This is a genomic window from Stenotrophomonas sp. STEN018 (assembly GCF_056760235.1).
The window spans coordinates 23,368-37,219 of the sequence record NZ_JBRREK010000016.1 but is presented as its reverse complement, the minus strand read 5'-3'; the positions used below and the strand labels follow the sequence as shown (position 1 = coordinate 37,219).

The following is a 13,852-nucleotide window of genomic DNA, read 5'->3' as shown; positions in this document are numbered from 1 at the left end:
AATTGCCTTTATTTTCTATTCGATTGAGTAGGAGAACTCACCACCGGAAGCTCCAACTTCAACCCCGGAAATACCTTGTCCGCCAATTGCCCGCCCCAGGAACTCCCGGCTTATTTCCGGAAGCATCGTATTGGTCAGAATCGCGTCGATCATCCGCCCGCCTGATTCGCCTTCGTTGCAACGGCTGACCACCAGTTCGACCACGCTGTCGTCATAGTCGAACGGGATCTTGTAGCGCTGCTCGACACGCTTTTTGATGCGATCCAGCTGCAGGCGCACGATCTGGCCCAGCATGTCCGGGCTCAGCGGGTAGTACGGGATGGCAACCAGGCGCCCCAACAGGGCCGGAGGGAACACCTTCAGCAGCGGCTCGCGCAATGCCTTGGCCATGCTTTCCGGGTCCGGCATCAGCTCCGGGTCCTTGCACAGGCTGGCGATCAGGTCGGTGCCTGCATTGCTTGTAAGCAGGATCAAGGTATTGCGGAAGTCGATACGGCGACCTTCACCGTCCTCCATCCAGCCCTTGTCGAATACCTGGAAGAACAGTTCGTGCACGTCCGAATGGGCTTTTTCAACCTCGTCCAGCAGCACCACCGAATACGGACGACGGCGCACGGCCTCGGTCAACACGCCACCTTCGCCGTAGCCGACGTAGCCAGGAGGAGCACCCTTGAGCGAGGAAACCGTATGCGCTTCCTGGTACTCACTCATGTTGATGGTGATCAGGTTCTGCTCACCGCCGTACAACGCCTCGGCCAAGGCCAACGCGGTCTCGGTCTTGCCAACACCGGAGGTGCCGGCCAGCATAAATACACCGATCGGCTTGGAGGGATTGTCCAGGCCAGCTCGGCTGGTCTGGATGCGCTTGGCGATCATCTCCATCGCGTGGTCCTGGCCGATCACCCGCTTGCCAAGCAACTCGGGCAAGCGCAGCACGGTTTCGATCTCGTTGCGGGCCATGCGCCCCACCGGAATGCCAGTCCAATCGCCAACCACCGCAGCCACGGCCTGGTAGTCCACGGTCGGCAGGATCAACGGGCTTTCGCCCTGCAGCACCGCAAGCTCGCCTTGTACCTGCTGCAGCCTTGCCAGCAACGCCGGCCGATCCACCACAGCGGCAGTCGGCTCCGTAGCCACCTCAGCACCCACGTGTGCCTCAAGCGCACTACCCGTGCCTTCAACCGGTGCACCACCACTGCGCAGCTGCGCGCGCAGCTCCAGCAATTCATCAACCAACGCCTTCTCCGCGTCCCAGCGGACTTCCAACGCAGCAAGACGCTCACGTTCACCCGCCAGCGCGATCTCCACCACCGCGGCCCGCTCGGCGGTTTCCACGCCGACCGCAGCTTCGCGGGCGATGATGCGCTGCTCGGTTTCAAGCGACTCGATACGTCGACGACTGTCATCCACCTCGGCCGGTACCGCATGCAGGCTCACCGCGACGCGCGCGCAGGCGGTGTCGAGCAGGCTGACCGACTTGTCCGGCAACTGCCGGGCCGGGATGTAGCGATGGCTCAGCTTGACCGATGCCTCCAGCGCCTCGTCCAGGATCTGTACCTGATGGTGCTTTTCCATGGTGCTGGCCACACCGCGCATCATCAGCACGCCCTTGATCTCATCCGGTTCGTCGACCTGGATGGATTGGAAACGCCGGGTCAACGCCGGGTCTTTCTCGATATGTTTTTTGTACTCGGCAAACGTGGTCGCGCCAATGGTCCGCAAGGTGCCACGTGCCAGTGCAGGCTTGAGCAGATTTGCCGCATCGCCGGTACCGGCTGCACCACCTGCTCCCACCAGCGTGTGGGTTTCGTCAACGAACAGGATGATCGGGCGGGTGCTGGCCTGCACTTCTTCGATTACCGCACGCAGGCGCTGCTCGAACTCACCTTTCATGCTCGCGCCGGCCTGCAGCAAGCCCACATCCAGCACACGCAGTTCCACTTCCTTCAATGCCGGTGGTACGTCACCACGCACGATGCGCTGGGCGAACCCTTCCACCACCGCCGTCTTGCCGACGCCCGCTTCGCCGATCAGGATGGGGTTGTTCTGACGGCGGCGCATCAGGATATCGACCACCTGGCGGATCTCATCATCACGGCCAACGATCGGGTCAAGCTTGCCATCGCGCGCCTGCGCGGTCAGGTCAGTGGTGAAGCGCGCAAGCGCTTCCTGCTTGCCCATCGCCGCTGGCGCAATCGCCCCACTTGCCTCGCCCGGCGCACCCGCATTGCCCAGCTGGAAACCATCGCTCGGGCGCTGGCCTTCCTCAGGTGAGCTGGCAACGATATCGGCAAAGCGCTCGCTCAGCGCCTCCGGCTTGAGCTTGTCGAACTCGCGCGAGATTCCGCTCAGTACGCTGCGCAAGGTACGCACACTAAGGATACCCACCACCAGGTAGCCAGTGCGCACCTGCGCCTCACCGAAGCTCAGCGATGCATATACCCAACCCCGCTCCACTGCCTCCTCGATGTTGGATGACAGGTCGGTCACACCGCCCGCACCGCGCGGAAGGCGGTCCAACGCAGCGGTGACATCACGCGCCAGATGCGAAGGCTCAATCTGGAAGTGACGGAGAATCCGGTGCAGGTCCGAATCAGGCAGCTGCAGGATCTGGTGGACCCAATGCACAAGCTCGACATAGGGGTTGCCACGCAGCTTGCAGAACACCGTGGCGCTCTCGATCGCACGGTAAGCCAGCGGGTTGAGCTTTCCAAACAATGCACTACGACTAATCTCGGTCATGGTGAAGCTCCTGGTGATTCACAAAAAGCACTGGCCAAACGCGGGTGGACGACCACTTCATCAGCATCCGTCACACTCCAGGCGCGTTGCCCTATCCAGCTGTCCAGGCCAATCCGGCCACTACGGCCCAGCCGCATGGGCGGTACCTGATCGGCACGCAAAAGCAGTTGCAGGTCCCAGGACTGGGTATCGCCGACATAGCTGCGCACTGCCGCCGTCAACTGCGCCAATGCATCTCCGCCCGGCAACCACTGCCGGAACGACACCAGATCCAACGGACCTATCCGCACCCGGAAGCGATGCTGGCAGCCGCGCACCTGCGCACCCAGGACGGCACTGCGGCCAAGCTGGTTGGCGCGGCCACGGCCAAGTTGCAGGCGACTGTCGGCAGGCAGCCGCATCCACTCGCCAACGAACTCGACAATCTGCACGGGCACCCGCATGGCTTGCTGCAACAACCCCTGCAAACCCTCGCGGTTGCGCGCCAGCGCGCCCAGCCTTCCGGCGAAATGTCGTTTGTAGTTATCCGGCAACCGGTCGCGTCCTTGCAGCCCCGGCGTTGCCAAGCCAACCAGAGCCCCGAGGTACAGGGCAAAGCGATCATCATCACCGCGCTCGGCCTGTACCACCGGCTGCGCATCGGCCCAGGCCCGGTAGAACAGACCTTGCAGGCGGTGATGGAACACATCGGCAAACGCCACGAAACTCCGGTCGCGCGCATGCAGCTGGCGCTGCATCGCGTACTCGGTCAGGTGAAGTGGCAACGGTGCATTCGGCCCGAACAGGCCCAATACAAGGCCATGCAGTGCGGGCGGCGCGCCGGTCTGACTCACGTCGAAACGCTCGATGTCGCTGTTGGCAAATGCCAGCGACGGCGAGTGCCGTAGCCGTACCGGATCATCGGCCGGCCGCACCGAACGCCCGAGCCGTGGATGCTGCGGGTGGGCACGCTCTATCAGGCGCAGCGCGGCAAACAACTCAAACGCGTACGGCCGCTCGGCGAGCGCAGCAAACAGCTGCGCCTGCGTCGCAGTTACAGCGGCGCCAGGGCGCCCGGACATGCCGTCCATCGCGCTACCTCGTTGCGTTCGACCGTGCGCAGCACCGTCTCGGTGAATGAGTTGACCGACACGTAGCGGGCAAAGAACTGGCGCAGAACCCCTCCAAGTAGATAGGCGCCGGTTCCCTCGAACGCGTTTTCCTCGCAGGTCAAGGTGATCTCCAGACCACGGCCGAAGGTGATCGGACCAGGTATCGGAATGCGCCTGACGATGGGGCGTGCCTGCACCGACTTGATTCCCTCCAGCTGGCGCTGGGCGCCTGCATCGTGAGCATCGCAGTAGAGCGAGAGCATCTCGCGCAGTGCGTTGACGCCCTGCCCATCGCCCACTTCGAACAGCGACAGATAGTTCAACTGCAGGTGACTGAGCAGCTTCCACGCGCTCTCGCCGCCATCCCCTGCCGGACGTGGCCGGGTTGGACCTGCGACGCATCGCACCGAAGCAACCGGGGCACCGTTGTCCATCTGGAAGTCACTCTGCCCCTTCCCGACCGGTAACTGCAGCGCCAGGTCGCGGTTGCTGCACAGCAGTTCCAGCCCAAGCTGACGCAGCCGGCTTGGATAGGATCTGTCGCGCGCATCCACCAGACTGACAAACAGCTCGCTGCCCACATAACTGGAGCGCGCACCCTGCCGACGCTGGCGGGCCGACAACTGCCGCGGCTCCCGGCGCACGGTGTAGTACGCCGCATGCGGATCGTGCCAGGTGCGCGCGTCGCCGCCGTAGAACGGCTCGAAGCGCTGTTCCGACTCCTGGCTGTCGCCGAAGCCATCCACGCGGGTCACGCTGTGGATCTCGAAGTCCACCGGCCGGGTCCGGTCCACCAGGACATGGTGCTCGTTGCGCCCCGCATCCAGATGGATGCGGTCCGCACGCCGGGGAAAGAGATTGATGGCCGGGGTGCAGAACAGCCTGAAGTTTTCAGCCGAGACCGCGTTGTGCAGGCTGGCCACGCTACGATCGAACAGGACGACGATCTCGAAGACCTGCCCCGGGATCCGCTGCAGAGTCCGCCGCAGCGCACTGAACTCAACGAAAAGGAAGCGCTCCGGGCAGGCAAAGTATTCCTGCAGCAGCCGATAGCCACTGAAGGAGCGCCCGTCATGCGGCAGCAGTGCTTCGCTGTCGTCAAAGCCGCGCGCATGCACACCACTTGCGTCATGCCACGGCGACACGATTCCGCCGCCCCTCACCTGGTAGCCAACGGCGTTGCCCAGCAGCTGCTCATACAGACGCTTGCCGGCTTCACCGGCAAGGAACAGCGGCAAAGCATCCATCGCCAGATCCTGCACCGGCACACCCACCTGGGTCTCAAGGCGCAGGCGCAGCCCCGAGCGCACCACCGCCCCGGCGGGCAGGTTGATGCCCGCTGCCGCCAATGCGGCCGGACTGTCGAAGTACTTGGCCTCCACCATTGCCAACGGCCAGAGCGTTACTTCGTGCGCGGTGCGGTACTCACAGGCCGTACGTTCTTCAGCACCGACCTGCCCTCGCAAGGCACTATGCCGCGCCACCCGATGTCCAGCGGCAAGATTGGCATCGCTCAGGTCAGGATGCAGCTGCACCACCGCCATCGAAGGCAGGGGAGCCAGGAAATTCGGGTAGACCATCTCCAGCAGGTGCTGGGTGAACACCGGATACTGCGCCTCCAGCTTCAGCTGGACACGTGCGGTCAGGAAAGCGAAACCCTCAAGCAGACGCTCGACGTAAGGATCGGCACATTCAATGCCATCCATCCCCAGGCGGCCAGCGATCTTCGGAAATTCGCGCGCAAACTCCGCGCCCATTTCGCGGACATGCTGCAGCTCGCGGTTGTAGTGACGCAGCAAGCGTGGATCCATCAGGCATAGCCCTCGACCAGGTCCAGCTTTCCTGTCTCAAGGTCCACTTCGGTCTTCAGATACAAGGCCAGCGGGATCGGCTGCGCCCACATGTCCGAGCGGATGTCGAACACCAGCGATTTCCGGTCCATGTTCGATTGCTGCGCGCGCACCGCAACCTGCAGCGTGTTGGCAATAAGGCGTGGTTCGTAGGCCAAAATGGCCATGCGCAGCCTTTGCTGCAATTGATTCACGTTGATCCCCGCCAACTGCGTACCGGTCAAATCCGGGATGCCGAAATTGATCACCGACGATGCAACATCTGGATAGTCGGCCAGGGCCGCGTCACTGGCCATCTGCACGCAGTTCAACAACCATGAAAGGTCACGGGTCACGCATTCGCGCAGGCGACTCGGCGAAATCACCCGTTGCTCTCGACTTTCGGAGCTGCGCAAAGGCTCATCATCGGTCAGGCGATCCAGCAGGGATGGCTGCAATCGCTCGGTGGTGGTCAGCTCAGCCATCGGCGAACACCCTTACACCGCGTCAAACACGATCGTGGTAGTTCCCAGCAGCGGGTACTCGCCTTCGTCACTGGCAAGCATGCGCTGCCCGAGGCCGCGCCCTTGCTCGTCCCAATGCGTACCACGTGCAAGCCGCAGCGCATCATCTGCACTGGTTTCAGTACCCGGATAGCGCGCTGGGATGAATACGATGGACTGCGTGCCATTACGCCAGAAAATCTCCGCTGGCAACCACAGGATGTCGCGCAGATCCTTGGGGGCGTCCAGTCGCAACTCCTGCACCTGTGACAGCGGCACCCAGGCGTAGCCGCCCTGACTGATCACCTCAAGGCAGGGCCCGAAGCGTGCGTCTGCATCGCCCAACCAACTGAAAGCGACGCCATCAATATGCCCTGCTACCGCCGGCGCCTGCTCCAGCGCCGACTCGCGCAGCGGCGCTACTGCTTCCACCTGCCCCTTCTGCTCCAGCAGCAGTGCCTGCAGCAACGGTGCCAGCCATGGCTCCGGCGTGCCGAGAACATGCGGCATGCATTGCCCGGCCAACACCTGTGCACGCAGCGCTTCCGCACGCAGCAGTACCTCACAGGTTGTCGCCATCAAGCTCAGGTTGGCATCCAGCTGCACCGCGGCCTGCAACTGCTCACCCGCCCGCCGCCACTGCCCCATCACCGCCAACAGCTGAAACAGAAAAACGCGTTCATTGGCATCTGCAGGCGCCGACCGCACACGTGCGGTCAGCGCTTGCAGCGCCGGTTCCAGCTGGCCTGCACGCAGCAGCGCCGCGGCCTCGTTGGTCGAACCGGCAACAGTGCCGGTGGTCAGCTGGATGCTCATGACGATCAGCCCTTGGCCACAGCCTGCATGTCGTAAGTGAACGTCTTGGCTGCGCCATCCGCGTTGCCATCGGGCTTCTGCGGCTGGAAGCCGTACTGGAACTTGCCGAAGTGCAGGGTAATGTTCTCGGTCAGGCGATCTTCGCCACCGGAGCCACCGGTCGACACCGACGTGATCAACACGCCGTTGCTCAGGTGAATGGTGACGTAGTCGGTCTGCTCGCCGGTTGCGTTGGTCACGTACAGCCATGCCTCATCCAGGCGTGCACCCGTGGAAGCGGCCTGCAACAGTGCGTTGGAGCTCTTGTCGACGTACTTGGTGATGGAGATATCCTGCACGTGCGCCTTGCCACCCGAGCTGACGCCGCCACTATGCAGGTCGCCGCTATTGCTCACGCCCCAGGACCAAGCCAACACCGGGATTTCGCCCTTGTGCTTGCCATGGGTCGAGCCACCCTCGATGGTGACCGTGCCGCCCTTGAACTTCAGATGCATGTCAAATGCCATGAAACCACTCCTTCATTTTCGTGTGATCGCGTAGATCAATGGGAAACACCGACGACTACCCAGCCACCGGCGTGGTTGAAACCTTGGATCAGGCCTTGGCCTGGGACGGCAGACGCGATACCAAGCGCAGCGACACCGTCAACCCTTCCAGCTGGTAATGCGGCTTGAGGAAGAACTTGGAGGTGTAGTAGCCAGGCGCGCCTTCGACCTCCTCCACAATCACCTCGGCAGCGGCGAGCGGATGGCTGGCCTTGTACTCCTCACTGGAGTTCGCAGGGTCACCGTCCACGTACTGCAGGATCCAGTTGCCCAGCCACTTCTGCATCTGTTCGCGGTTGGAGAACGAACCGATCTTGTCGCGCACGATGCACTTCAAATAGTGTGCAAAGCGGTTGCAGGCAAACATGTACGGCAGGCGTGCGGCCAATGCAGCATTGGCGGTTGCATCCGGGTTGTCGTACTCGGCCGGCTGGTTCAGCGACTGCGCGCTGATGAACGCTGCCATATCCGAATTCTTGCGATGCACCAGCGGCATCAAGCCCATCCTGTCCAACTCGGCCGAGCGACGATCCGTGATTGCCACTTCGGTCGGGCACTTCATGTCCACACCGCCGTCGTCGGTGGGGAAGGTATGTGCCGGAAGCCCTTCAACCGCGCCGCCGGACTCGATGCCGCGGATGCGCGAGCACCAGCCGTACTGCTTGAAGGAACGGTTGATGTTCACCGCCATCGCATAGGCCGCGTTCTGCCAGGTGTACTTGGCCGAATCAGCGCCGGCAGTGTCTTCCTCGTAATCGAACTCATCGACCGGATTGGTACTGGCCCCGTACGGCAAGCGCGACAGTGTTCGCGGCATCGCCAGGCCGATGTACTTCGAGTCCTCGGAGTCGCGCAGCGAGCGCCATGCCGCGTAGTCCGGGGTGGTGAAAATCTTGGCGAGGTCACGCGGATTAGCCAGCTCGTTCCAACCATCCATGCCCATCAACTTCGGCGCTGCTGCCGATATGAAGGGTGCGTGGGCAGCGGAAGCCACCTGTGCAATGCCGGCCAGCAGCTCCACATCCGGCGGCGAGTTGTCGAAATAGTAATCACCCACCAGGCAGCCATACGGCTCACCACCAAGCTGGCCGTATTCCTGCTCGTAGATCTTCTTGAAAATCGGGCTCTGGTCCCATGCAGTCCCCTTGTAACGCTTGAGGGTCTTGCCGAGTTCCTTCTTGGAGATGTTCAGCACGCGGATCTTGAGCTGCGTGTCGGTCTCGGTGTTGTTCACCAGATAGTGCAGGCCGCGCCAGGCACCTTCCAGCTGCTGCATATCAGCATGATGGATGATGTGGTTCAGCTGCTCGGTGAGCTTGCGATCGATCTCGGCGATGTACGCCTTGAGCGTCTGCGATACGTCATCACCGACGATATCGGCACGACTGAGCACCTGCTCAGCCAAGGTACGCACTGCGGATTCAACCTCTTCCTTGGCGCGCTCACTCTTCGGCTTGAATTCCTTGTTGAGCAGGGCGGCAAAGTCGCCACTCTCAAACGCGGCTTCAACGCTGCCAGACTCTGCCAGCTGTTCAGTATTCATGGCTTATTCCTGTTCCGGCTCGCCGGGCTTGGGGGCAGATGCAAGCGCCTGCATCAACGCGGGATCACGCATGGCCTGCGCAATCAGCTCCTCCGCGCCAGCCTTGCCATCCATGTACGTATCCAGATTGGCCAGCTGCGTGCGGGCCTCAAGCAACTTGGCCAGCGGGGCTACTTTGCGCGCGACCGCAGCCGGCGAAAAATCGTCCATGCTTTCGAACGTGATATCGACGTTCAGGCTGCCCTCGCCGGTCAGCGTATTCGGAACCGAGTAGGCTACGCGCGGCTTCATTGATTGCAGGCGACTGTCGAAATTGTCGACATCAATCTCCAACGACTTGCGATCTTCCAGCGAGGGCAACTCACCTGCGTTCGCACCGGACAGATCCGACATGACGCCCATCACGAAGGGAAGCTGCACTTTTTTCTGTGCGCCGTACAACTCTACGTCGTACTCGATCTGCACACGCGGTGCGCGATTGCGCGCAATGAACTTCTGGCTGTTTGCCACGACTTTGCCTCCGATTAGACCGATCAGTTCCGGCACGAAGACAGCGGGCCGGAAGCAGGCGGGTCCTACCCTCCATCTTCATGCCTTCGACTTATCTCCGTCATATGCACCACGCACTGCCGGTGAGTCACATTGCGTCATCACCACCGCAATCCAGCACCGAGTCGAACGAACCCCACTCAATGCCGGCGAAGTCTAGGAACGGCCACGCATCGCACACACGACAATCCGTCTCAACCTTTACGCCGAAAATGAAATCGCAGATTGGATGATGGTTTTCTGTCGCTTTTTGCGTTTTGTTTAAGTAACGGACCCCAAATTGTGGGTCGCGGCGACGAACCATGACCATTGCAGGACACAGCACACACTCTCTTACGCACTCTCTTGTACTCACCGACAGAATTTGTCCGATCAAAGAGATCGACTATTCAACGAGCTTCAATAGCAGGCCACTGGAAGCTGAGGACGTACTGCTGCATGACATCATCGACTATATCGATGGTCGAATTGGCGACTACGATCTTGGCGAGCGCATGATTCGCAGTGCATTCAACCTATCGCGCGCCACGCTCTACCGCCGCTTCCAGCCGCTCGGCGGCATCGCCAGTTTCATCCGCGACAAGCGCCTGCAACTCGCGCATATGCATCTGAGAGGCAACCCTACCTGCAGTCTCACTTGGCTGTTGTATGAAGTTGGGTTCTCATCAGAACGGCAGTTCCAACGTTCATTCCAGGCTCGCTACGGCATGTCGCCCGCAAACTGGCGCAAGTCCTGCCAACTGTGTTGAAAGAAACCGATCACACCGCCCAGGCAGCCTGCAAAGAAAATTTGTTCCCGAACAAAGCGCATTCGATGCTCCGTCTTTTTTTCACTGGATGACTGTCGGTAACCGCCGTGACGGAAACCCAAGACCCAGCACGTGCGAACCGTACAGAGCGCTCTTGATCGTGCGCAGCAAGCTGTCCTGACGCGCTGCGGCTGCACATGATCAGCGCATGCGTTGAGCATCGAAGAATCCTCATCGAACATGAAGAAACAATCCAGCTGTAGGCAGCAGCACCGCCCTACCTGATATGGAGTCGTCGCAGCTGTAGGGAGCACGCAGGAGCAGCGTAGCTCGCGCATCAGGCAACCACTACCCGGAGCAAGCCCATGTCTTGGAACCCCTTCTCTTCAGGTTCGTCATCATCGCCATACACGATGAGAAATTTCAGGGACACAGCGCAAAGCTTTTTCCGAGCGACCACCGGCCAGTCACCGCGGGTGTCCACGTTCTACAACTCGCTGACCGATGATGAGCTCAACCAGCCAATAACAGCACTGAATATCGGCAGCTTTGTTCGCAGGGAAAACCATGCAGTACTGCATGGCACCACCCCGGCAACACGCGAGGATCTTCTTGCAATCGCAGCCATCCCGCTAAGAGCGGTTGCTGCACACACGGTTGCGCAGAATGTTGTCGTTGGTCAGCAGGGATTCTTTGGCAACAGCGAATATCAGCAAGAAGCGCTGATTGGCACGCTGTCTGGTTTGCACGGTCAATGAAGCCCTGAAAAGGCTTCAACAATCGACTGGATCGCTCGGTATATCCGGATCGCATGAACGCAGCAGCGCCACATGCTGCTACCGGCCCAACCCTGCAGGGCTCCATGAACGAAAAAAGCCACCCGGAGGTGGCTTTCTCTTGATGTCGCTTGGTGGGCGGTACAGGGATCGAACCTGTGACCCTTGCCGTGTGAAGGCAATGCTCTACCGCTGAGCTAACCGCCCGTGTTGCGAGCCGCTCATTATAGGGGCCTGAGCGAACACGTCAACCGCTTTCTTCACATCGATTTACATCGTCTGGGTCGGCTTGTCCGAGCTGGAGGTGCCGGCCAGCAAAGTCTCGATCTTGTTGCGGATGGCCTCGCCGTCGGCGCCTTCAGCCAGCTGCACGCCGATGCCGGCCTGACGGTTGCCCTGTGCGCCCAGCGGGGTGACCCAGACCACCTTGCCGGCGACCGGCAGGCGCTCGCTGGAGTCTGGCAGGGTCAGCAGCAGGAACACCTCGTCGCCGAGAAAGTAACGCTTGGGCGTGGGTACGAAGACGCCACCGTTCTTCACGAACGGCATGTAGGCGCCGTACAGCGCTGCCTTGTCCTTTACCGCCAGCGAAAGGATGCCCTGGCGGGCGTTCATCGCACTCATCGAATTGTCCCCTTGGATTGCACTTGGTTGGCCGCGCCCCATGCCAGCAGCAGCTCCACCACGGCCAGGTCGGCGCGGATGGTGGTGCGCAGCAGATCGCGGGTGCGATTGGCGGCATCAAACCAGGCGGCCAGCTTGTTCAATCGGGCCGGATCGGTCAAGCCGTCGGCTGCTTTCTTCAGTGCCAGGTCGGCAGCATGGCGCAGGCGCAGGTCGGCGTTGTCGTCGCCGGTCCAGCGCTGGGCCAGCTCGACGCTGCCCAGCTTGCCGGCCAGCAGCTGCTCCAGCTCGCTGGCGACCTGCCGGCGCAGGGCCATGCCCTCGCCTTGCAGCCATTGGTCGGCCAGCGCCGGGTGGCCGCGCGCGGCGTCCAGCGCTTCGCGCGCCACGCCTTCGGTATAGCCGCGCGCCTGCAGCCACGCCATGGCTTCCTCACGCGGCGGCATGCGGAACTCCAGGCGCTGGCAGCGGCTGCGGATGGTCTGCGGCAGACGCGCCGGGTCGGCGCTGAGCAGCCACAGGTAGCGACCGGGCGACGGCTCTTCCAGCGTCTTCAGCAAGGCGTTGCAGGCGGAGCGGTTGATGGCATCGGCCGGATCGACGATGACCACCTGGGCGACGCCGTAATGCGGGGTCAACGCCAGCTTCTGCGAGATCTCTCGCACCTGATCGATGACGATCTCGGTGCGCAGTTTGTCGCCGGTCTTGTTGGGGATGAAGCTGGTGAACTGCAGGTCCGGATGGGTACCGGCAGCGATCAACTGCGCGTTGCGCTGGCGTGCCGCTGGGTCCGCGCCGTGGTTGAGCACATGCGCGGCCAGCCGCAATGCCACCGCGCGTTTGCCCATGCCGGCCGGGCCGCACAGCAGCAGGCCGTGACCAAGCCGGCCCACGTCGAGTGCGGCCACGGTCTGGTCATAGACGCGCTGCTGCCAAGGGGCGAGTGCTTCGCTCATCGGGACATCCTGTACATCATTCGGGTCATGCCGCTCATTGCGCCGCCGCCTCGCTGCGCTTGGCGCGTAGCCGCTTCAGGTACTCGGCCACAGCGGTGTTGTGATCGGTATAGGACGCGGAGAACACGTGCGCGCCACTGCCATCGCCGACGGCGACGAAGTACAGCGCATCGCCCGGTGCCGGCTTGGCGGCGGCGTGCAGCGCATCGCGGCCGGGCATGGCGATCGGCGTTGGCGTGAGGCCGGCGCGGGTATAGGTGTTGTACGGCGTGTCGGTGGTCAGGTGGATCTTGCGGATATTGCCGTCGTAGGCGCTGCCGATGCCGTAGATCACGGTTGGGTCGGTCTGCAGGCGCATGCCCATCTTCAGGCGCCGCGCGAACACGCCGGCAATCTGTGGGCGCTCACTGGCCAGGCCGGTTTCCTTCTCGATGATGGAAGCCAGGATCAGCAGTTCGTATGGCGTTTTCAGCGGCAGGTCGTCGCTGCGCTCGGCCCAGGCGGCGGCCAGTTCCTTTTCCATCGCGGCGTGGGCGCGCTTGAGCACGTCCACGTCGCTGTCGCCACGCTGGTAGACGTAGGTTTCCGGCAGGAAGCGGCCTTCCGGGTGCTGATCGGGGAAGCCGAGCTTGGCCATCAGCTCAGTGTCGGCCAGATCGGTGGTTTCGTGCTGCAGCGGCTGCGCACGCGCCAAGGCGGCACGTACCTGACGGATGTTCCAGCCCTCGACGATGGTGACGCGGTACTGCAGCACCTTGCCCTGGCGCATGTTCAGCAGCAGCTGGCGCGGCGTGGGTGCCGGCTCCAATGCGTATTCGCCGATCTTGAGCTTGCCGGCGGCATCGAGCTGGCGGGCCAGCAGCTGCCATTGCAGGTCATCGCCTTCGTCGACGCCGGCAGCTCGCAGCTTGCGCAGCACGCTGGTGAGGGAATCACCGGAGGCGATGGTGATGCTTGCCTCGGACGGGGTCAGCGGCGCATCAGCAAAACTGCTCTGCCGTTGCCACAACCAGGCCGCACCTGCGCCAGCCAGGGCAAGCAGCAATACCAGCACCGCCAACACCAGCAGACATCCGCGCTTGGCACCCGCCATGGTCACCCCGTCTTCAAAGAATTGACGCGCAGGATA

The 13,852-nt window shown here is 62.2% G+C and carries 14 protein-coding genes and 1 tRNA gene; 2 read left to right on the top strand and 13 right to left on the bottom strand.

The annotated features are described in order from the left end of the window. Positions 1-15: 15 nt before the first annotated feature. The 9 genes from tssH to ACVOMB_RS08410 all read right to left on the bottom strand — a co-directional run bounded on the left by tssH (position 16) and on the right by ACVOMB_RS08410 (position 9,922). Entirely contained in the window at positions 16-2,742 is a 2,727-nt protein-coding gene (tssH, locus tag ACVOMB_RS08450; protein ID WP_481530753.1) for a type VI secretion system ATPase TssH, read from the bottom strand. Next, positions 2,739-3,803, bottom strand: a complete 1,065-nt coding sequence (gene tssG, locus ACVOMB_RS08445; RefSeq protein WP_481530752.1) for a type VI secretion system baseplate subunit TssG — start codon at positions 3,801-3,803, stop codon at positions 2,739-2,741. The genes tssH and tssG overlap by 4 nt, the downstream gene beginning before the upstream one ends. Then, a complete protein-coding gene (gene tssF, locus ACVOMB_RS08440) occupies positions 3,776-5,644 on the bottom strand; it encodes a type VI secretion system baseplate subunit TssF (protein ID WP_481530751.1) in 1,869 nt (622 codons plus the stop codon). Before tssF ends, tssG begins: the two co-directional genes overlap by 28 nt. Continuing rightward, positions 5,644-6,147, bottom strand: a complete 504-nt coding sequence (gene tssE / locus ACVOMB_RS08435) for a type VI secretion system baseplate subunit TssE (protein WP_481530750.1) — start codon at positions 6,145-6,147, stop codon at positions 5,644-5,646. The genes tssF and tssE overlap by 1 nt, the downstream gene beginning before the upstream one ends. A gap of 12 nt (positions 6,148-6,159) precedes the next feature. After that, positions 6,160-6,981 carry a type VI secretion system accessory protein TagJ gene (locus tag ACVOMB_RS08430; protein ID WP_481530749.1) on the bottom strand — a complete coding sequence of 274 codons (822 nt, stop codon included), beginning with the start codon at positions 6,979-6,981 and terminating at the stop codon, positions 6,160-6,162. A gap of 5 nt (positions 6,982-6,986) precedes the next feature. Beyond that, complete coding sequence (locus tag ACVOMB_RS08425; RefSeq protein WP_481511481.1) at positions 6,987-7,487, bottom strand: Hcp family type VI secretion system effector; 501 nt, start codon at positions 7,485-7,487, stop codon at positions 6,987-6,989. Between the two features lie 88 nt (positions 7,488-7,575). Further along, positions 7,576-9,069 (bottom strand): type VI secretion system contractile sheath large subunit, encoded by a 1,494-nt coding sequence (gene tssC / locus ACVOMB_RS08420; RefSeq protein ID WP_481530748.1) that lies wholly within the window; start codon positions 9,067-9,069, stop codon positions 7,576-7,578. A 3-nt stretch (positions 9,070-9,072) separates the two neighbouring features. Then, a complete protein-coding gene (tssB, locus tag ACVOMB_RS08415; RefSeq protein ID WP_481530747.1) occupies positions 9,073-9,579 on the bottom strand; it encodes a type VI secretion system contractile sheath small subunit in 507 nt (168 codons plus the stop codon). A gap of 127 nt (positions 9,580-9,706) precedes the next feature. Beyond that, entirely contained in the window at positions 9,707-9,922 is a 216-nt protein-coding gene (locus ACVOMB_RS08410; RefSeq protein ID WP_481530746.1) for a hypothetical protein, read from the bottom strand. Here ACVOMB_RS08410 and ACVOMB_RS08405 point away from each other — a divergent pair. Both ACVOMB_RS08405 and ACVOMB_RS08400 read left to right on the top strand, forming a co-directional pair. Continuing rightward, positions 9,921-10,367 (top strand): helix-turn-helix domain-containing protein, encoded by a 447-nt coding sequence (locus ACVOMB_RS08405; protein ID WP_481530745.1) that lies wholly within the window; start codon positions 9,921-9,923, stop codon positions 10,365-10,367. The two genes, ACVOMB_RS08410 and ACVOMB_RS08405, sit on opposite strands and share 2 nt — an antisense overlap. A gap of 365 nt (positions 10,368-10,732) precedes the next feature. Next, complete coding sequence (locus tag ACVOMB_RS08400) at positions 10,733-11,125, top strand: hypothetical protein (RefSeq protein WP_481530744.1); 393 nt, start codon at positions 10,733-10,735, stop codon at positions 11,123-11,125. 150 nt (positions 11,126-11,275) lie between these two features. On the opposite strand, the gene ACVOMB_RS08395 is transcribed toward ACVOMB_RS08400, so the two are convergent. The 4 genes from ACVOMB_RS08395 to mltG form a co-directional block, all read right to left on the bottom strand. Continuing rightward, a tRNA-Val gene (locus ACVOMB_RS08395) sits at positions 11,276-11,350 on the bottom strand. Between the two features lie 63 nt (positions 11,351-11,413). Then, entirely contained in the window at positions 11,414-11,767 is a 354-nt protein-coding gene (locus ACVOMB_RS08390; RefSeq protein ID WP_481530743.1) for a PilZ domain-containing protein, read from the bottom strand. Next, entirely contained in the window at positions 11,764-12,723 is a 960-nt protein-coding gene (locus ACVOMB_RS08385) for a DNA polymerase III subunit delta' (protein WP_481530742.1), read from the bottom strand. Before ACVOMB_RS08385 ends, ACVOMB_RS08390 begins: the two co-directional genes overlap by 4 nt. Positions 12,724-12,757: 34 nt before the next feature. Further along, on the bottom strand, positions 12,758-13,816 hold the full coding sequence (gene mltG, locus ACVOMB_RS08380) for an endolytic transglycosylase MltG (RefSeq protein ID WP_481530741.1): 1,059 nt from the start codon (positions 13,814-13,816) through the stop codon (positions 12,758-12,760). Between the last annotated feature and the right edge of the window lie 36 nt (positions 13,817-13,852).